The sequence below is a fragment of the Microbulbifer taiwanensis genome (assembly GCF_014904815.1).
GTDB classification, from domain to species: Bacteria; Pseudomonadota; Gammaproteobacteria; order Pseudomonadales; family Cellvibrionaceae; genus Microbulbifer; species Microbulbifer taiwanensis.
This window is the reverse complement of the sequence record NZ_JACZFR010000037.1, coordinates 76,318-96,634: the sequence shown is the minus strand read 5'-3', so window position 1 is coordinate 96,634 and position 20,317 is coordinate 76,318. Positions and strand designations below refer to the sequence as shown.

At 55.5% G+C, this 20,317-nt stretch carries 16 protein-coding genes and 1 pseudogene; 10 read left to right on the top strand and 7 right to left on the bottom strand.

The features are described from left to right. Positions 1–5: 5 nt before the first annotated feature. The 6 genes and pseudogenes from IG627_RS14325 to IG627_RS21115 all read right to left on the bottom strand — a co-directional run bounded on the left by IG627_RS14325 (position 6) and on the right by IG627_RS21115 (position 9,804). Positions 6–1,226, bottom strand: a complete 1,221-nt coding sequence (locus tag IG627_RS14325; RefSeq protein WP_193193061.1) for a phage tail sheath family protein — start codon at positions 1,224–1,226, stop codon at positions 6–8. Positions 1,227–1,236: 10 nt separating this feature from the next. Beyond that, entirely contained in the window at positions 1,237–2,766 is a 1,530-nt protein-coding gene (locus IG627_RS14320; protein ID WP_193193060.1) for a phage tail sheath family protein, read from the bottom strand. Between the two features lie 129 nt (positions 2,767–2,895). Next, a complete protein-coding gene (locus IG627_RS14315) occupies positions 2,896–3,510 on the bottom strand; it encodes a Pvc16 family protein (protein ID WP_193193059.1) in 615 nt (204 codons plus the stop codon). A gap of 343 nt (positions 3,511–3,853) precedes the next feature. After that, positions 3,854–7,882, bottom strand: coding sequence for an ATP-binding protein (locus tag IG627_RS14310; RefSeq protein WP_193193058.1), 4,029 nt, complete (start codon positions 7,880–7,882; stop codon positions 3,854–3,856). A gap of 441 nt (positions 7,883–8,323) precedes the next feature. Beyond that, positions 8,324–9,613: pseudogene (locus IG627_RS14305) on the bottom strand (ISL3 family transposase). Positions 9,614–9,678: 65 nt separating this feature from the next. Next, complete coding sequence (locus tag IG627_RS21115; RefSeq protein ID WP_264300013.1) at positions 9,679–9,804, bottom strand: hypothetical protein; 126 nt, start codon at positions 9,802–9,804, stop codon at positions 9,679–9,681. Between IG627_RS21115 and IG627_RS14300 the strand changes: the two genes are divergently transcribed. The 10 genes from IG627_RS14300 to IG627_RS14255 all read left to right on the top strand — a co-directional run bounded on the left by IG627_RS14300 (position 9,803) and on the right by IG627_RS14255 (position 19,340). Then, entirely contained in the window at positions 9,803–11,416 is a 1,614-nt protein-coding gene (locus IG627_RS14300; RefSeq protein WP_193193057.1) for an ABC-F family ATP-binding cassette domain-containing protein, read from the top strand. The two genes, IG627_RS21115 and IG627_RS14300, sit on opposite strands and share 2 nt — an antisense overlap. A 629-nt stretch (positions 11,417–12,045) precedes the next feature. Beyond that, positions 12,046–13,119, top strand: coding sequence for a 3-deoxy-7-phosphoheptulonate synthase (locus IG627_RS14295; RefSeq protein ID WP_193193090.1), 1,074 nt, complete (start codon positions 12,046–12,048; stop codon positions 13,117–13,119). A 395-nt stretch (positions 13,120–13,514) separates the two neighbouring features. Continuing rightward, positions 13,515–13,868, top strand: coding sequence for a hypothetical protein (locus IG627_RS14290; RefSeq protein ID WP_193193056.1), 354 nt, complete (start codon positions 13,515–13,517; stop codon positions 13,866–13,868). 128 nt (positions 13,869–13,996) lie between these two features. Next, positions 13,997–14,389, top strand: a complete 393-nt coding sequence (locus tag IG627_RS14285; protein ID WP_193193055.1) for a hypothetical protein — start codon at positions 13,997–13,999, stop codon at positions 14,387–14,389. A 178-nt stretch (positions 14,390–14,567) separates the two neighbouring features. Beyond that, a complete protein-coding gene (locus tag IG627_RS14280) occupies positions 14,568–15,056 on the top strand; it encodes a hypothetical protein (protein WP_193193054.1) in 489 nt (162 codons plus the stop codon). A gap of 150 nt (positions 15,057–15,206) precedes the next feature. Next, positions 15,207–16,004, top strand: coding sequence for a restriction endonuclease (locus IG627_RS14275; RefSeq protein WP_193193053.1), 798 nt, complete (start codon positions 15,207–15,209; stop codon positions 16,002–16,004). A gap of 74 nt (positions 16,005–16,078) precedes the next feature. After that, a complete protein-coding gene (locus IG627_RS14270; protein WP_193193052.1) occupies positions 16,079–16,564 on the top strand; it encodes a hypothetical protein in 486 nt (161 codons plus the stop codon). Between the two features lie 111 nt (positions 16,565–16,675). Continuing rightward, positions 16,676–16,972 (top strand): hypothetical protein, encoded by a 297-nt coding sequence (locus tag IG627_RS14265; RefSeq protein WP_193193051.1) that lies wholly within the window; start codon positions 16,676–16,678, stop codon positions 16,970–16,972. A 1-nt stretch (position 16,973) separates the two neighbouring features. Continuing rightward, a complete protein-coding gene (locus IG627_RS14260) occupies positions 16,974–17,498 on the top strand; it encodes a hypothetical protein (RefSeq protein ID WP_193193050.1) in 525 nt (174 codons plus the stop codon). A 276-nt stretch (positions 17,499–17,774) separates the two neighbouring features. Beyond that, positions 17,775–19,340 carry an AAA family ATPase gene (locus IG627_RS14255; RefSeq protein ID WP_193193049.1) on the top strand — a complete coding sequence of 522 codons (1,566 nt, stop codon included), beginning with the start codon at positions 17,775–17,777 and terminating at the stop codon, positions 19,338–19,340. Between the two features lie 108 nt (positions 19,341–19,448). Here IG627_RS14255 and IG627_RS14250 read toward each other — a convergent pair whose 3' ends face one another. Then, positions 19,449–19,700 carry a hypothetical protein gene (locus IG627_RS14250; RefSeq protein WP_193193048.1) on the bottom strand — a complete coding sequence of 84 codons (252 nt, stop codon included), beginning with the start codon at positions 19,698–19,700 and terminating at the stop codon, positions 19,449–19,451. Positions 19,701–20,317: the final 617 nt, after the last annotated feature.

Genomic DNA, 20,317 nt, shown 5'->3' with positions numbered 1-20,317 from the left:
GCTGCTTATCCTCCAACCTGTTGAGAAACGGCGAGCTGGTTGTCGCCGATACGAATGTCGATGCTGATAAATTCCGCCGGGGCAACGGCTGCGATTCCGGCCTCTGCGACCACCTGCCCCTGCGCCCGAGCCTGCGGCGAATTGGTATCCCCGTCGCAGCGGACAAAATAGGCGTCCTCGGCCGTAGCTCCGGCAAGTGCGCCGCTGCGGTAGAGCGCGTCGAGTTGGGTGCTGACGATGCGGTTTACGCGCGCCCACAACAGCGGCGAATTGGGCTCGAAAACCACCGGGGCAAGTACTTGTTCGAGGCGGCGCGCCACCGCTTGCAACAGCCGGCGCGCGGTGATGTAAACGAGCGATGGATCATCGCTGAGCGTCCTCGCGCCCCAGACGCGGATGCCGCGTTTGCGAAAACTGCGCAGCCCATTGAAATTCGCGGCGCTCGCCGCCTGCGGGTCGCCGGCTCCCGATCCGACGCCGTCCAGGGCTAAAACCCCGACCACCACATCGTTGGCCGGCGCCGCCCAAATCCCGTTATTGCGATCACTGCGGCTGTAGATTCCGGCCACATGGCCGGATGGCGGCACCAGAACCTGGCCAGCCCCCGCCGCTTCCGCGCTTGCGGATAGAGGCCGCGATCGGGCGACGTTCAACCAGGGGTAATAGCCGGCACCGAACGATGCCACCCCCGATGGCTCGCCGCGCAGCTCGCGCGCCAGCGACTTCCGGTAGTTGTCCAGTTGGTCACTAGTGCGGGGCCCATCGAGAATGGCGAAGCGCAGCCCGTCTTGTGCGCACCACTTCAGTATCCGCTTATGGGCCCGGGCAAGTTGCTCCGGCGGCAGCAACGCCGCCATATCCGGTGCGCACACGAGATCGAAATCGTCGAGCTGCTCCAGTTCGGCCAGATCGGACTCCCCTACCCCTTCCGCGCCGTCACCGCGCGCCGGCAACAGATAGCAACGCTGGCCACCGTTCGCAAAAAATCCCCTGATCGCATAGGCGGCCAGCCCGGTTGCCTTTGCCAGTGTTTTTTCAATATCGCTGCGACCGTCCAGGCAAGTCGCGCGCTCGATACCCCCCACACCGAGGAACACCGGCGTGCCAGTGCGCGGTGGGGCGATTTCTACCGACACAGTACGTGGCGACAGGTAAACACCGGGCATCGTCTGCGCCGCTGCGGAGACGCCGGCGGGCAGGTGAGCCGGGAACTGGTAAACAGGCACGCCGCAGTCCTCAGCTGCTCGTGGAAGGGGTTGCGCTGCCGGACGTCAGGCCCAGCTTGAACACCACGAACTCGGCCGGCTTGGTGATGGCCACACCCACCTCGGTGACCACCTGGCCCGCATTGCGCACGTCTTCGGGATTGGTTTCCGCGTCGCACTTGACGTAGAAGGCCTCCGCCGCGGTAGTGCCGAACAGGCCACCCTCCTGCCACAGCTTGGTGAGGAAGGAGGTAACATTGCGGGTAATCTGCCCCCACAGGGCCGGCGTGTTCGGCTCGAACACCGCCCACTGGGTACCATCTTCGAGCGATTGGCGGATGTAATTGAAGGTGCGCCGGGTACTGACGTATTGGAATTGCCCGTTATCGTCCACATCCACCGTCCGCGCACCCCAGATCAGGATGCCGCCGTTGAGCCGCCGGATGCAGTTGACGTTGATACCGTTTTCGGGATTCTGGAACTTACCGTCGTTCAAGGCCTGCTGCTGCCTGTCGCTGACGTAGACCGGGAGATCGAGTGCACCGTAGATTGATTCGTTGGCCGGCGCCTTGAATACGCCTCTTTCACTATCCACCCGCGCGTAGACGCCGGCGATATGACCGCTGGGCGGCACAGTGAGATTCTCGCCGCCGCCCGCATCCGCAACCTCAATCCAGGGATAGTAGAGGGCCGCATAGTCCGGGTTTTGCACAACTTCATCGGGAACCGGCGGTGTGTTTTGCCAGTCCGCACCGGCGGGCGCATCCAGGATGGCAAAGCAGTTGGGCGCATTCTTCGCGCAATGCTGCACCAGCGCCGACCACTGCTCTGTCCCCGTCAATCCCGGCGCAGCCACCATCGAGATATCATCGTAGGGTTCCAGTAGTGCCAGGGCTGGAGCAATCGACGATGACGACAGTGTGGCCGCCTCAGCACTTTCGAACACTTTGTCTAGCGCCACTTCGAGCCGTTGCAGCAAACTGATCAGGTCTGGGAGAAGAACTTTATCCACCAGTTCGGCGACTTCCTCGGCCACCGCCTTCCAGTTGAGGCTTTGCAGCCAATCCTTAAGCGCCTGCTTGAGCTGCTGCGGATCCGATTCGAGACGCTCCCGGGTTGCGCTCAACAATCCGGAAAGTTTCTGCTTCTGTGTGGCGTTAGGGGCCGGAGCATCATGCGCATTCAGCCAGGATGTGACTTCATCGATAACCCCCTGTCGCCACCGCTTGAACGCTTCGGAATTCCCCGGCTGGGTTTGCGCCGCTTCGCTCGACGCCTCACGGGTGATGTAGCAGCGCGTTCCCCCGTTATTGAAAAAACCGTACACCGCGTAGGCCAGGTATCGGAAGCCGAGGTCCGTGGGCAGACTGCCGTCCGGCGTTTTGAACAGCTCGATAAACGCCCGATAGCCGGTCAGCGCTGTGACAGTCCCGACGTCGGGACCACTCTGGGTGATGCCGATAAATGCCGCGACGCTGGTGCTTGCACCCTGGATCGGCCCCTGGGCTGGAGGCACCTCCTGCACATGCACCCCCGGTGTGTGATAGGCGGCGTTAGCCATGATGATTCTCCTCAGATGAAATTCTGCTCACGAAACGCCCGACAGCCGGGCCATGAATCGGTACCGGAATTCCACGCTCCGGTCCCATCGCCAAACTTCGGAACCAACGATCGGGTCGATGCTTGCGGCTCATGGCGATACCTCCTGCGCGGGCCGCTCCCGGGGCGCTTCCGATCGCAACTGCATCCTGAGCTCGGCCGATTGCACCGGCGGCCCCAGATCCCTGGTCTCTTCCGGCGTAACCCCGATGGTCACCTTGTACTCCAGCGCGGCGCGCGGCTTGCCGCCCAGCGCCAGCCAGAAATCCCCGCGCGGCTCCGCCGGACTCTGGATGGTGGCCGTGGGCAGCGGCATGGACTGCATTTTCATCACGCCCCTGCGCAGGTCATCCGGGACATAGCGGTGCTGCAACAGCAGCTTCAGTGCCCAGCCGAGCAGGCGGTGTTCGGTCTTCTCCGGCGCGGGATCACCGGCCGCGGCCCAGGCGGTCACCAGATAACTGCAGTCCACGCGCACCGGTGCCAGGCCACCGCTGTAGCTGCCATTGCGCTGCTCCACTGTGGGCACTCGGTTGCGCAATTCCTGGTTCTCGGTAACCCGGTACAGGAACAGATTCAACGTGGGCCCCGTCGCGGCGAAGTCGGCGTCCGGCCTGGCGAAACTGATCTCGATCTGGTCCTGCAGCGGCTGCGGGATGCCGGCCACAATCAGTGCTTCGACTGTCTCGTCCAGGCTATCGAACACTGCCGCCCCTCCGGACCGAGTGGTAATGTCGTTGCACTGCCGCCCCCCTCAACAAGCGGGCGGGAACGCTTTTCATGCACCTGTTCTGCACAGCCCGCTATCCTCCCTATGAAATATCCGGCCTCTCGCAATGAAGGAGCGCGATGCAGCGAGAGCTTTCCTTCGCGCCGTCATCACTTCCCGGCAATTGGTGCCAAATCTATCGGCGGCTCTCTCGACGGGACAGATACAGAACGGACGCCGGCATGCACAAAACGGCCAAGCGGCGGAAATGAACGGACAGAAGAGACGGTGGTGCCAATAAGTCACCTGCCGCTAATCGCAAGTGAGACGGAAGTGCCGCTTAATCTTCCATAACACCGAAGCGGGCCCGGTAGATGCGGTACAGATAGGTGGGATTGTCCAGGCCGACCCGGTTGCCGGCTTCCGCCAGGGTCCGGCAGCGGCCCTCGCTGATCAGCTTGCGTACCCGCAGCAGACGCTGCTCGCGCAGCCAGGCCACCGGCGATTGCCCGGTCAATTCAGTCACTTTGCGGCGCAGTTGCCGTTCGGACAGGTAGGCATCTTGCGCCCATTTGCCAACGTTGAAATCGGGGTCCGCCAGCGCCTTCAGCGCCGGCGCCAACAGAACCGGCTCCTCCCCTTCGGAAATGATTCTGTGACCGCTTTCGAAATAGAGACTGGCATTGGGCCAGGCGCGGGACACCGCCGCGAGGAGCGCCTCGAAGCCGAAGGGCTTGATCAGGTAGTCGTCCGCCCCGGCGGCCAGCGCCTCTTCCCGGCGGGCCGATTCCGCCCGCGCCGATATCAGCAGCACGGGCAGCTGCGCAAAGCACCGGTCGGACTTGATATCCCGACACAGGTCAATGCCGCTCCTACCGGGAAGTACGACATCCGTGATCACCATCCCGAACGCTTCCCGTTCCAGCCATGCGAGCGCCTGTTCGGCATCGGCAACCAACTGCACCGGGCAGTATTCCCCCAGGCGATGGCCCAGGTAACTGGCCAGCTCGGGATGGTCCTCCACGATCAGCACCTTTCTCGCGCCCGCCGACCTAGCACTGGCAGTTGGCAGCGAAACCGCGGCCCGCGCCGGTTTGGAATCCAGCTCGTCCAGCGAGACGTGGGCACTGCCCAGTGGCAGCCTGATCCAGAAACAGGCGCCCTCCCCCGGCTTACTGATCGCACCGATATCGCCGCCGTGTAGCTCCACCAGTTCCCGCGCCGTGGCCAGGCCGATACCCAGACCGCCGCGCCCGGCGCGCGGCGTGGACTCGCCCCTGAAAAAACGCCGGAACAGGTCACTGGCAAGGGAAGGCGAAAACCCGGGTCCCGAATCGCTGATCGCGATGCGGACCAGTTCCGTCGGCGTATCGACACTCAGCTGGACCTCGACACTACTGCCGCGCGGTGCGTATTTGCCGGCGTTGTCGAGCAGGTTGTCGAGCACTGTGGTGAGATGGGCGCGATCGGCAAATATCGGCAGGACTTTCGTATCGCTGCGAATCTCGTAGTGGATGTCCGATTTCTCATGCAGGACGCGGAATCCCCGCAGAACTTCCTCTACCAGCTGGCACAGATCAAAGGCAGTAATGCTCAATTTGAGTTGACCCGCCTCGGCCTGTGCCAGGGACAGCAACTGTTCCACCAGCAGCGTCAGCCGATCCATCTGCGAAATCGACAGTGCCAGCCGCTGTTGATCAGTTTCAGGCAGGTTGAGCGACCTCTCCTTTACTTCCTTCAACGGCATGCTGGCCAGCATCAGCGGCGTGCGCAGCTCGTGACTGATATCGGCGAACAGGTGGGTGCGAAATTCGTTGATCCTTTCCAGCCGCGAAGCCTGATCCGCGAGGTGCAGGTTCTTCGTCTCGATGATGTGGTGGCTCTCCGACAGTTGCGTCAGCGCCACCTCGACCTGGCGCTTTTCGAAGTGCAGGTCTCTCGTCCTGGCCTCGACCTGCCGACCCAACTCCTCGGCGCGCTTTCGGGAAGCGTGCACGCGCAGCTGCGCGACGAGGAAAAGCAACCCCGCCAGGCACAACCATAGCGACCACTTGAAATAGGCAGTTTCATACCAGCGCGCCGGCACAGAGAACGCCAGTGTCGCTGGCACGGGCGACCAGACCCCGTCGCTGCCGGCGGCGATCACTTCGAACCGGTAGTCTCCCGGCAGCAGCGAAGCAAAGGATACGGTCCGCTGGTTGCCGGCGCCGATCCAGCGCTCGTCCCTGGGGAAGAGGCGATATCGGAAGCGGACGGCATTCCCCGAGTGCAGGTCCGGGGCGCCGTAGTGAATATTGACCGAGCGGACTCCGGTCGGCAGGGAGTCCTTGTCCGTGACGAGCATCGCGCCCCCGGCCTCCAGACCGTCTATGACCGGCAGCGGTGCCTTTCCCGGGGCGGAAAACCGGCGCGGATCGATGCGGATGATGCCGCGCTGGCTTGGAAACCACATGCGCCCCTGTAGATCGAAAGCGGCTGCCGGTTGCAGGCCGCCATTCCCTTCCAGTTCCGTGACGCCATCCGCCAACCCCAGCGACAGCGGCGTCAGCTTGGGGACCGAACCGGACAGCCACGCCTGCAGGTCATTCGGCGCAATCCTGAAGATGCCCTGATTGCTGTTGACCCATATATTCCCGCTGTCATCCTCGAGCGCCGCGTGGGGGCTATCCGACGGCAGCCCCTCGGCGCGGCCCAGCCTGACGGCCCGAATGCCGGCGGGTGCCGACTCATCGATGCGCACCAGTCCATAGCCTTCGGTACTCGCCCATATCGCGTCGCCGCTATCCTGCAGCAAACCGCGAACCGTCACCTCGCCGATAATATCGGCTGCAACCGCTTCGACGATGCCATCCCGCTGCCGCCACAACCCCTGTTCCGTCCCGTACCAGATGCAATCGTCGGCACCGAACAGTACGGCGTGCACTGCGATGTCCCTGTCCTCGGGCCAGAGCCTGTGCCAGTCACCGCCCTCGCGCCGCCAGACGCCCTTTGTCGTACCAAGCCAGAACCGCCCCTGTCGATCAAAACTGAGCGACCACACCCGGGCCTGCGCCAAAGGGGATGGCAAGGACACTTTTTCAAAGCGGTCGCTGCCCGCATCCTTGCGAAATAATCCGGGGCTAAAGGTGCCGACATAAACTGCGCCGTCCGGCGCCGCCACGACCCCGCGGGGATTCATGCCCGGAAGCCCGCTCTCTAGCCCAAAGTGCCTGATGCTGCCGTCGATTGCTATCGCCTGCACCGGGCCACCCAGGCTGCCGAGCCACATGGTCCCCTTCTCGTCACGCGCGACGGTATATAGATTGTCCGCCAGGAGCCCGTCTGCGAGCCCCAGCATATCTACGCGGGGACGCGACAGGGCATAAAGGCCATCGCGTCGTGTGCTGACCCATGCGGTACCGGCCGTATCGAAATCGACCGCCAAAATCACTCCGGCGGCGTCGAGAACGGGAAAATCCTCCCTGAACAGGCGATGCCCCAGACTCCGCCAGAGAGCACCATCCGGTGCCCGCCAGCTTCTCGACGGATTCCCGTCGCGGACTGCCCCCACCACTCTTCCCGGTTCGGGGCCATGGCGGCCAGCCGAAAAAAGTCCGTTGTCGGTGCCGACCCAGAAGGTACCGTCGCCATCCTGACGAACCTGAACGATGTGCAGGAATTTATCCGGATTTTCCACCAGCCAACGCCAGTGCCCATCGCGCGCAATGTGTACAACACCCTTTTCCAGAGCCACGGCCAGCCCGCCGTCGCGATCCACGATCGCCTTGGGCGGCAGACCGGGCACCCTGTACAAATCCGCATTGTCGAACAGCTGGCGCCGCCGATCGCCCGTCTGCAGCAGTATCCCTTTCCCCGGCACGAGCAACCAGGCACTATCCCCGGCAACGGGGAAAGCCGCCGCCACTTCGAGGCCGGGTTCAAACTGCAGCCGTTGCCCGAAACCGCCGCTCTCCTTCTCACAGAACAAACCCCGCGCTGCGGTAACGCAGAACGGCTTCTCGTGCACAGCGCGTACCCTCGAATCCGTCGCACCCGGGCCGAAAGTGATACGTCGCACACCGTCGGTACCCAGGCGCAGCAGGTCGCCGTCAAACGTCAAAGCATACGAGCGCCCCGCCGCCCCCCGGTAAATATCGACAATCCTGTTGTTTCGTATCGCGGGAGAATTGGAGGTGTTGTAAACCTTGAATTCCCTGCCATCGAAACGCACCGGACCGCCATAGGTTGCCAGCCACAAGAAGCCGTCGCTGCCCTCCTGGGCACCCGCAACGCTGCTTACCGGAAGCCCATCCGTTGACTGGTAGTGACGGACCACGAATTGGTCGGTGGCATATGCGACGTGAGGCAGGGTTGCCAGAAAGGTGATCAATGCGCCTATCCGCGCTATCGCTGTTGCGGCGACATCGCCAACTCGAACCAATCCTGTTTTCTCCACCCTTGATTGAATACCCGCTCGAGCGAGCCGCGAAGATGTGCGACCTCATCGTGACAAGCAAAACCGACGGATCCGGCTTGTTATCGACGCTGCCCGCACTCTCCGCGGAGCGGGCATATTACGTAAAACGCCAGGCAAGCCATACCGTTAATCTCGAGCGCACCCCCCAGATCCACACTTGTTGCACGGGGAAAATTTCGAATTTATTTTATTAACTGCGCAAGACAGATCTATGGAACTGCGTCTGCACACGGAAGGCGGTGACCGGACAACGCTATTTGCGCTGGCCCTACCGTAGGAGGTTATGTCCGATTTCAGGGTATACGGATTTAATGGTTGATCGGGCACCTTCACCCCACCAACCTGATGCCACCCTCAGATGGTTGATAGATCGACCCCGTAGTTGAGTTTCTCTGCGAAGTCTGGTAGTCCGTAACCGATGGTTTTCTTGTAGAACGGTGAGACCTTCGCAGTCGGGGCCTTCTTCTTGTGCTTCGTGGTGTAGAGCATTCGTGCCCGCATCACCTCGAAGGAGTAACCACGCCCTTCACGGTTCTTGTCCTTGGCCAGTCAGTTGATGGACTCCGTGTAAGCGTTGGTGATTGGCATGTCTGTCTCGAAGTAGGTCATGATCTCTTCGCGCCAATTGCCCACTGCCCTGACCAGATCGCTCCAGACTTCCTTCTGGCCCTTCGGAATGGTGGCTATCCAGTCGTCCAGGGCGGCTTCTGCCTGTGTCCGTGTGGTGGCGTCCCAGATGCCGTAAAAGCGTTCCTTGTGTTCGTATGCGGCTAGCAGCTGCGGGAATGCGCCCGTCCATGTTTCCATAATTAACCACTCTCGGTCTGAGACTTCGTAAGCGCGTTTAAGCAGGATTTTCCGGTCTCCTTTGAGGGTTCGGCTCTGTGAGGGCTTAAGCTCCTTTCTGAGCCCCTTGCGCACCTTCTCCAAGGCATCGTTGGCCATGCGCACCACATGGAACTTATCGACCACAATGCGGGCCTGTGGCAGCACGGTCTTGACAGCTGCCCGGTAGGGGTTCCACATGTCCATGCTGACGTTCTCGACCTTCTGCCGGTCTTTCAGCTTCATCAGATAGTTGGTCACCACGTCCTGTCGGCGTGTGGACAGCAGGTCGAGCAGAGTTCGCTCCTCGATGTTGGTCAGGATGCAGCGGTAGCGCTTGTTCAGGTACAGCTCGTCGATGCCCATAATGCGGGGTGTCTCGAAGCGGTGCCAGCTCCCCAGGAACTCGGCGCGGGCGTTGAAGATGTCGCGTACCGTCTTCTCGTCCAGGCCGGTCTGTGCCGCTACGAAGGTGTAGGGGTGGTTGAAGGATTCCTTCTCCACGTATTCATGCAGCCGCAGTGTCATGCGGAAGCCGTCCACCATTTCCGGCAGCTGGGGCCTGAAGGTGGTCTTGCAGGCCCGGCAGGTGTACCGGCGGCGGACCACCCAGAGGGTGACCCGCTTGCCGTGGATGGGCAGATCACGGTAGGGAACATCACGCTTGCCGAACCGCACGAACTCACCCTGCACGCCGCATTCCTCGCAGGCGATAGGATCGGGCGCGTCCACCTGGAAGTGCATTTCGTCGTCGGTGGATTTGTAGCCCAGCACCTGGTACTCAGGCAGGTGCAGGATGTTGTCGGGCATCTCGGTCATGAGTTTGTTGGTTCAATTAGTTGAAATTACTACATTGTCCATTTCTGCAAGTGCTTGTAAAATAATCACCCTATTCCTTCCAATATGAGGTATTTGTCCAATGCGCCATTGATGCCGCCGTTGTTATGACGGCCAGTCTCCACCAGCCCCCAGTAGCAGGGGGAGTTCTTGGCATCTTTGGAATAGAGCATGACGAATACCCATCTCGTACTGAAAAACGTGTCCCACGTTCTGCCAGACGGCAGAACTCTTTTCTCCGACCTTCACGAGCAGTTCGATATGCGCTCAACGGGACTGGTCGGACGCAATGGTGTCGGCAAAACTTTGCTAGCACGCATCTTGGCTGGGTTGTTACAACCAACCACAGGCCAGTGCCAGTGCTCCGGCAGCGTGCATTACCTCGCCCAGCAAGTGGTGCACCCTGATGGTTCTACAGTGGCCGATTTGGCGGGGGTAAAGCACACGCTGGATGCGCTAGCACGTATTGAGTCAGGCAGCACAGCACCGGAGGATTTCGATGCCGTAGGAGATCACTGGGACATACACCAGCGACTCCGCTATGAACTTGAGCGCAATAACTTGAGCCACCTTGAAACAGATACGCCTGCCAGCATCCTGAGCGGCGGTGAGGCGATGCGAATTTCCTTGATTGGTGCCATGCTCTCGGATGCAGACTTCTTGATTCTCGATGAGCCGAGCAACCATCTCGACCGACCGAACCGACAGGCGTTGATCGAACAACTACAACGCTGGCAGCGTGGGCTGATCGTGGTCAGCCATGATAGGCAATTGCTGGAGTCCATGGAGCGCATCGTGGAATTGTCTTCCCTGGGGCTGCAAAGCTATGGAGGCAACTACTCATTTTACGCCGAGGCTAAGGCACACGAACGACAGAACGCCCTACAAAACCTGAGTGAGCGCAAGCTTGAACGCCAACGGCAGGAACAGGCGATGCGGAAGCAGCGTGTACGGCAGGAACAACGGCAAGCGCGCGGTAATCGGCGAGGCAAAGAGGCCAATCAAGCCAAGATCTTGCTGGATCGCCAAAAAGAGCGCAGCGAAACATCGTCAGGCGCGCTGCGCCAGAAACAGGCCTCCAGCCGGGCACAACTCAACCAACGCGTGCGTGAAGCCGCACAGCAAGTTGAAGATGAGTCGCAAATAACACTGCACGAAATACCAATCACGCAGGTCGCAAAGCGTCGCGTGGCAGAACTGAATGACGTAGAGCTACCATACGTATCGGGAGCAACCCGAACCATAAGCTTGCTCCTGGGTGGGCAGCAGCGTATAGGTGTGGTCGGCCCGAACGGTTGTGGTAAATCCACGTTGCTTCGAGTGTTTGCAGGCCAAGTTGCGCCTTTGGCTGGGGTATCCAAGGTGACGCCCGAGAACGCATATCTCGATCAGCGATTAGAAAATCTGGATCCAGAGAAGACGGTACTAGAACAGTTACAATTAGCCAATCGCACCGCTACCGAAGGGGACCTACGCATGCGCTTGGCTCAACTAGGACTTGACGCGCAAAAGATAGCGACACCTAGCGGGTCGCTGAGCGGCGGTGAGCGCCTAAAGGGAGCTCTCGCTTGCATACTCTACGCCGATTCACCACTGCAACTGTTGTTACTTGATGAGCCGAACAACCACCTTGATTTGCCCTCAGTACAGGCATTGGAAATCATGTTGCGTAGTTACCAAGGCACGTTGATCGTGGTGTCGCATGATGACTCATTTCTGGAAAACCTCGGACTAACAGAACGCTTGCTTGCTACTGAACAAGGCTGGAGTTTGGAGCCACTTTGACGGAAATATCGTGTGTCACGATAAACCATATTCTCCGTTGCTCACCTGAGTTCTACTTTTGAACGCTAACGCGCGTATCAACCAGATAATCCGGATACCCCGATTTCAGAGGCACTGCAGCAACCGAAGCGAACGCTGAGAAATCAGAACTTCGATTCCGATCGAATCACGACGGCCGCTGAGTAACTGCGACAGTGAGACTGCGGAGTCAGGCGCCGGGTACGGCGCGAGCCAGCGACGCGCCCGGATCGGCAGGCGGGTCGAGGGCTCGCCCGGATCCCGCATCAAGGCCGGGATGGCGACACGGCAGCCGGTCTCCCCGAACTCACCCTCGTCATACCCGCGCAGACCGGTATCCAGGTCGAAAGCACAGAAGCCTCCCCACACATCCGCAGTTTCCCGCCATCCAACCCCAATTACAGCAACCACCCCCCCCCAAACTGCCAAACTGTAGGAGCCCGATTGCAGGCAGACTCCAAGGCGCGGGAAACCCCATTTGGTTACAAATGAAACCCTCGCCCTGCCCCAAACCAGTGAGTAGGATAGACAACCGCTTTGGCGGCCAAACCATTTGACTCGCAACCGGGCGGCCCAAAGCGATGTAAGGATTAGAGAAGCCAGTGAACGACATGACCATACAGCAGTTCGACGACCTGAACGTCGTCTCCCAGGAAATCCTGATCAGCCCCGAGGAGCTCAAGGCCGAGCTGCCGGTGAGCGATGCCGCCGAGGCCACCGTGGCCGCCGGCCGCGCCGCCGTGCGCGATATCCTCGACCGCAAGGACCACCGCCTGATGGTGGTGATAGGCCCCTGCTCCGTCCACGACGTGGACGCCGCCATCGACTATGCCAAGCGCCTGAAGAAGGTCGCGGACCAGGTGTCCGACACACTGCTGATCGTCATGCGCGTCTATTTCGAGAAGCCGCGCACCACCGTCGGCTGGAAGGGCCTGATCAACGACCCCTTCCTGAACGATTCCTTCAAGATCCAGGACGGCCTGCATATCGGCCGCAAGCTGCTGCTGGACGTGGCCGAACTGGGCCTGCCCACCGCCACCGAGGCGCTGGATCCCATCTCTCCGCAGTATATGCAGGACCTGATCTCCTGGTCCGCCATCGGTGCGCGCACCACCGAATCCCAGACCCACCGCGAGATGGCCAGCGGCCTCTCCGGCGCCGTGGGCTTCAAGAACGGCACCGACGGCAGCCTGGACGTGGCCATCAACGCCCTCCAGTCCACCGCCAACCCGCACCGCTTCCTGGGCATCAACAAGGCGGGCCAGGTAGCCATCATCCACACCGCCGGCAACAAATACGGCCACGTGGTACTGCGCGGCGGTAACGACAAGCCCAACTACGACTCCGTCAGCGTCGCCGTGTGCGAACAGGAACTGCACAAGGCCGGCCTGATCCCCAACATCATGGTCGACTGCAGCCATGCCAACTCCAACAAGAACCACGAACTGCAGCCGCTGGTGGTCGACAACGTCACCCACCAGATACTGGACGGCAACAAGTCCATTATCGGCATCATGGTGGAAAGCAACCTGAAGGCCGGCAACCAGAAGATCCTGGACGACCACAGCCAGATGGAATACGGGGTGTCGGTGACGGACAAGTGTATCGACTGGGAGACGACCGAATCGCTGTTGTTGAAGATGGCGGAGCAGTTGCGGGAGCCGTTGAAGGTGCGCAATTCTTGACCAGCTTGATTTGACTCCCCAACTTAAGGGCCGGCATTGCCGGCCCTTCTTACTTCTGCATAAATAATCACCAATATCCGCGAAATATCGATCGCCGCTATCCAGCGAATTGGCTCTCTCGCTGATGGAAATACGATCGTGGAGCCGGTTATTTCTGTAGCTGCTGGTAAAACAATAATAAATACAGTAAAAACAGATACCTACGTAAGCTACAAAAAACGGGATAGGCGTCTTGACGACCGTTTAGCATGCATCGAACTTTACCGCCTCTCCTCTACAGGCCCCGTCCCCTTTGGCTTGGATTGCTGATTGCGCAAAGTGTACCAACTAAGATAGGGGGCGCGGGATAATTGGCCCTAGGGGCTACGATTCAAATGTTATAGCTCCAAATACCAATGAAGAATCAGAAAACATATTTGCTGTATTGGAGAGAAAATTTTATCGGCCTCTTTCATCAGCGTATTACTGATGTAGGCGGTATAGCTGGCACATGGGAGCCTTCGGATAGTAGCGCTTGCGTTGAATTTGAAAGAGTAGCCTCAAAAATTGCTGAGAAACGGTTGGACTGGCGAAGCTCCCCTGAGAGCTTCACTAGAGTGATACTAAAGAAGGATGAAAAATCAAGGATAGGCCATGCAATCGTCTGTTCCTATGGTAAAAAAACGATACTAGACGACCCTCGTGAACTGCTGCTATTTCGGCATATCACAAAAAGTGACATAGAGTGGCTCAAGAGCAATGTTGAGTAACCGCTATAACCAGGCCAGGCAGTACGCTCCGGCGCTGCGCGCCTCCGCAGGACGGCCTATGCAATGCGCTTCGCGCAAAAAACGCTACGGCCAGCCTCTGCTGGCAACGTTAGCGTAATGAGTAACCCATGCGAAGAAGGCAATTTCTCAATGAATTTTTAATGGCACTAGGTGCCAAGCAGATTCATTGGAAGTCAGAAACCGACACAAGTATTTCTGGGGTTGTTTTTTATGAAGTTAACGATCCGGAGGAGTATCAAGAATTCATCTGGCACGCAAAAGAATCAGAGTCGCCTTCGGCTGAAGTAACGAACCTCGCTCAGCTTATAAAGGAGCACAGTCTACTAAGTATAGATAAAATAAAGGTTTCTCGATGTGATCTCAGAAAGTTGTATAGCAAAAAAATCGGGCGCATAGTTTCAGAATCGGAGTTTTTGGTATATTTAGAAACGTTGTTTTCAATTGAGGTTTCTATGGTAGATGAAGGTTCTGAAACGGATGTCTATTTCATTCATGAGTAGTATGGCTAGCTTTAGATGGCGCATGGGGCTACCTAACCAAAAGTGCGAGGTTCACGCTAACAAAGTGCTGCAAGGGACGTCTTACTTTGTGCACCTTTTGCGCAGTCGCTTCGCTCCTATGTTTGCGCAAAAGGCGCAAAAAGTAAGCCGCCCCTAGGCAGGGCGCTAAGTGAAATCCATGCAAAGAATCACCGCTTTTTTGTTGCTGCTATTTTCATCGATCGCATTCGCAAATGAACCTTTAGTTTCGCTCAGAGATGTCGATAAGCTATGGAAGACTTGGAGCCCTGGTAGCCCGTCAACTCAGTCCTTGACCAAGAAGCTAAAAGTCTCGGAAGGCGTTAGTATTGACTATGAGTTTGAGGTTACTTCTAAGGGCAATGGAGTTCTTAAGATTGGTAATTCTCATATAAGAATTTACGATCGCCATGATGATGGTATATATTTTGAAAACGGGCTTCTCTGGAATAAAGCTGAAGATATAAATGATGATGGCTTCTTGGATGTTGTAGTTTGGGGGAATGCGTTTGTTGAACTGTCGGATCTCGATGAAAGATCGGTCAAAGTGCCAGTTTTGGTTCATTTGATTTTTGCGCCAGGACTTAAAACTTATGTAAAGTCTGTAGCTAGCGAGTACATCTACAGCACATTCAAGGAAAGCACTTAACAAACGCAAGCAGTTTGCTCCGGCCCTTCGGGCCTCCGCGGGACGCCCAACGCTATGCACCTTTTGTGCGGGTCGCTGCGCTCCCAGTTTCGCACAAAAGGTGCATAGCATTGGTCGCCCCTGTTGCGGGCGTTATGTTCAAGGAAAGTAATGACTAAAGAATCTGATGAATACGAATTGCTAGTTCGAGAGCTGCATGAAGCACTCGTTAAAAATGATGGCGTTGAAAATATATGTGTTCTCCATAATGTAAAGATCAAAGGTAAAAGTGGGGCTACCCATCAAATTGATGTTTACTGGGAGTTTAAAATAGCAGGCGTCACTTATAAAACATGCATAGAGTGCAAATGTTTCAAGAGTTCAGTCAAGAAGTCACACATAGCAGCGTTTGCCGCCATTTTAGAAGATATTGGTAATGCAACCGGTATATTTGCAACATCTTTTGGGTATCAGTCTGGCGCTAAGCTCTTTGCCCAAGAGAAAGGAATTCGTTTAGTTCTTGTAAACTATCTGATCAAAACGATAAATATCCAAGGTAAATTCTTAATCCCAAGAACCACAATTACAAACCTTGAATTTGACAAAGAACATGTGAAAGAAATTCTAAAACCAAAAGGCTTAGACGGTTACGAGTACAGCTTAAGAGTATCCGGGGAAGATCCTATATATGATGAGTCAGGATTAGAAATAGATCAGATTGGAAATATTCTCAAAGATATTGGTGGTAAGGTTGGAGATGGAAAGGTAGAGCTTGAAAACTCGTTTTACCCTACCGAAATAGGTAACGTAAGATTGCTATCAATTGAATACAATGTCAGTCATTCAGAAATAGATCATGAGCAAGAAATCACTGTAAATGATACTTCAAACGCTATTCTAGAAGATTTTCTTGAGAATACTTCGTGCTACTTAAATGACGATGGAACTATTACTGAAATAGAAACATAACAAGCGCATGTTGTCGGACTGGTTTTCCGCTGCGTTCCAAATCAGCCGCAAATGCGAGCGTTCAGGGTAAGAACATGATTAGAGCGATAACAATAATTTTGATGCTAGCTAGTGCGGAGGCATTATCATGGGAGCCTCATTTTCATGAACTTGTTGAGTCTAAACTGACGGCAGATCTCGGCCACGATTTAGGGCGAACTTCTGTAGAAATGATCCTGGATAAGCCAAAAGGAAAAATAGAGAGTGTAGTTGTTCGTTCAAACTACGGTGAAACTACACTTGATGCGTCACAATTCATCGGGATTGACATAGTCAGGTTAAGTCAGCTGAGTATTGTTTCTTTTAGCCTCGGTATGGAGGGATTTGAGCCATCATTCTCGGCATGTGTGCCGTACGGAAAAGGAAAGTTTGTTGAGAAAGATGGTAAGAAAAAGCTACTAATGCCTGTATTGGGTATCCGTACTACTGCGCAAGGGAGCAATGTATTCAAGCTCCCATTACCTGAAGATGGCACCCGGCGAGAAGATCACGATGGTTGCTTCTACCTATCGGAGCAGTAACTCATAACCAGGCCATGCTGCGGACGGCCTACACAACGCGCTTCGCGCTAAATACGTTACGGCCGTCACAGATGGCGGCGTTAAGCTCATAAGAGAACAACAGAGAAATATATGGAATATAAATTATTTGATATAGAGACGGGATATTACGTATTGTGTTTTGTTGCCGCATTTGTTCTCTTTTTCAAGCTCCACAAAGATGGAGAGCCTCCTTTTGCGGTTTTGGGGTATATCAATCCAAGTGCATCTGAGTCAGCGTTTGGGCGTTTTTTTGAGGCGATTCTTTTTGCAACTTTAGGGGCTCTAATCGGTACAGCATTAACTATTCCGACATCTCCTGCACAAGCAATCGCCGCAGGATTAGGGTGGACAGGCCTCCTGTCTGCAACGAACTCAAGCGGGAGCTGATATGAAAAACGAAGATAATAAAAAGTTAGTTAACCAATACCAGAATATCAGATCTATCCTAAAGTCCTTAGAGAAAGATTCGGAACAAGGCAGTAAAGATTATGAAAACCTTAACAGAATGATAAGAAATTATTATATGCACAACCTTAATTATGGCGACAAAGGAAAGGCCGCTATCACAGCTTCAAATTTTATCAATAACTATAAGAGCTCTTTGAAAAGAATTCAGGATATTGAGAAACGTGAAAACCGATTATTTAACACTACAAGTAATGCGGCGTTATTGACTACTATTGGCGCTGCCATCTCAGCTTCGCTGATTCCTACAATTGTTGGCCCTGCCGCAGCGATAGCTGCAGCCACGGCGCTAGGAGGCTACATTGGGAAGCTTAAATTAGATAGTGACGCTAAAGATGAAGTAAAAGATCTCATCGAAAATATTACTAAGGCTGGCCTGGAAGAACTAAGTGCGGCAAGCTTAACAAGTCAAGCAAGCGGGACACCAAAAAGTGGCACCCCTTCTTGAGGCGTTCAGGCTGTAGAAAAACTCGAGAGATTTTTGGGTGGGTAGATTTTTCGTGCGGAGAGTGCTCTGAAATACTTTCCGGTACCTGAAACAGGACCAGAATTCACGTAGGATCGTGATTTCTGTTCAAAATGCAATCAGTCAGAAGAGGCTGGAGTTTTTCTACAGCCTCGTTCGGCGAGGCAAGCTCCTCAGAGGGGGCACACGTAGATGGAGTTGAATATCTAAATGTCATTCTCGTTATCGATCCCTACTGGCAAACCGCAAGGCACTTTAGTGTTGACGGTAGATGCTGGGCAGATGCTCTTCATCCTTGGTGCAAATGGCACCGGAAAATCGAGCCTTATGCAGGCTTTTGCATCGATTAGCAACGACAAGACCCGGAGAATCACGGCCCATCGCCAAACTTGGTTTAGATCTGGATCGCCAGAGTTCACCGGCAAACAGCGTGCTGACTATGAGCAGAACGTATATCACCATGATCGACAGCCGAACGCACGTTGGATGGACGACTACGCGGAACAGCGCGCTCAGATGGCGATCTTCGATTTAGTCAACTCCGAGAACGTCCGTGCCCGCGAGATCACACGGGCCGTCGACGCAAAAAATACAGACGAAGTCGCCAAACTATCCGCCAAAGACGGAGCATTTGCGATCTTGAACCGGCTCCTGCGCCTAGCCAATCTCGACGTCGTCGTGTCCGTTGAGGCGAATGACGAGATCAAGGCTACCCGGAACGGCAGCAAGCCATATAGCATCGCCAAACTTTCCGACGGAGAGCGCAATGCGATCCTTATTGCCGCCAACGTACTGACCGTTCCAGCGGGAACGCTTCTCCTCATCGATGAGCCGGAGCGACACCTGCATCGTTCAATTGTATCGCCGCTTCTGTCGCTTCTTCTCAAGGAAAGACTAGATTGCGCCTTCATTGTGTCCACGCATGAGCCGTTGCTCCCAGTGGACAATCCAGGCTCAAAAGTCCTGCTGACACGCGCCTGCGTTTATGAGGGCGACAATGTAGCGCATTACGACATTGATTTGCTGGAGAGCACCGATGAAATCGATGATGATCTGAAAAGAACTATCTTGGGCGAGCGCCGGAAAATTGTGTTCGTCGAGGGCGTCGAGCACAGCCTTGACAAACCGTTATACAGCCTCCTATTTCCGAATGCGTCGATCGTGGCCAAGGCCAGTTGCCGTGAGGTTGAGAATGCGGTAGTAGGTATTAAAAGCACGGCTGAACTTAACTGGGTAAAACCGTTCGGTTTAGTGGACAATGATTTTTCCGACCCAGAGCGCATCGCAGATTTGCAGGACAAGGGGGTGATTCCCCTAAACGTATACTCGATTGAATCGATTTATTATCACCCCGAAGTGCAGAAGCTAGCAGGCGATAAACTTACGGCGGTAGTAGGCGGCGATTTGATAGAAAAGCTAAACAAGGCAAATAACGACGCGATTAAAGCGATCCGTGATAACGCCAAGCACCTTAGCGTACGAATCGCTGAGAAATCCGCGCGCGCTATGGTCTTCTCACTTCTACCGAAGAAAGGTGAAGTGGCATCTGGCGGCAAGCGTATCGCTGAGATCGACTTCGCGAAGTGTGCTCAAGAGGAGGTAGCGCATATCGATGCGTTAATCAATGCATCCGACTTCGTCGGTATTCTGCAAAGGTATCCAATTCGAGAATCATCCGCTCTCGATGCCATTGCAAAGGCTCTTAATTTCGCGAACCGATCTCAGTATGAATCGGCTGTTCGTAACCTTCTGGTGACCGATTCGGAAGTAGTAAAGCGTGTCCGAGCCCTGCTCGGATCTTTCCCGCCCGAGCTGATCGAGTAGCTGCCGTGGTGGTCGACGAACCACAAAGGGAACCACAAAGGGGACAGAACTATTTATGGCACGTAGAGTCACCTAAAGTATCATACGCACAAATACGAGCGATGTATGTCACAGCGCGTATAGCGCCTGAACAACATCGATACCATCAAGACCCAGCTTCAGGTGATTGGCCGCATTCTGCAGGAAAATGAACCCAAAAGCGCTATCGAAGCCATTAAGACCATCAAAAAAATGACCAAGATCTACGCCATACGCAATGATGGTTTTGGGTACCAAAGCCTCGACCTCACACTGCTGGACATTGCCCGCTTTGCACCCGAAAACCTGAATCCGGACCAGGTAATGGATTTCAGCCGTCAAAACAGCCGCTTGGCTGGGTGGTGGTAGGCCCCCGAGACGCGCTTTGTTGCCAATGAAGGGGGCGAGGATAAGGGCATCCCGGATATCAGTACCTGGATCGGCGCCAGTCTAGTGTTGTCTCCCAGGGCTTACCGCCATCTCGGCGACACCCTGAAAGAGTCGGGTGAATTACTCCCTGTAATCGTCGGTGATGACACCTTTTATATCTTCAATTGCCTGGCACTGGGAGAAGAGGAACTGGATAATTGTGAGTATGAAATGTTGGGTGATGTACCAGTCCAACGACTCAAGCTGAGATTTAAGAAGTTCGCTCAATCACTCACAGTCTTTAAATCAAACTACGAGACATGCCTCACTGTATTCTGCAATCAACGGCTAAAGGGTGCTGTTGACCAATTCAGGCTGAGCGGTATACTTTTCGACGAAAATCTGGTGGAAAGCTTTTAATTTTAATGAAGCATCGCTACGCGCTCTATGGATAAATTCTATTAACGTTTTATGAGAAATCAAGAATCAAAGTGGAAAATCATCCAGATAATCACACCTTACCCACTACTACAAATGGAACTGTCAAAAGTTTATCAAGGCAATGAACTTCTCGCGCAATAGACGCGCCG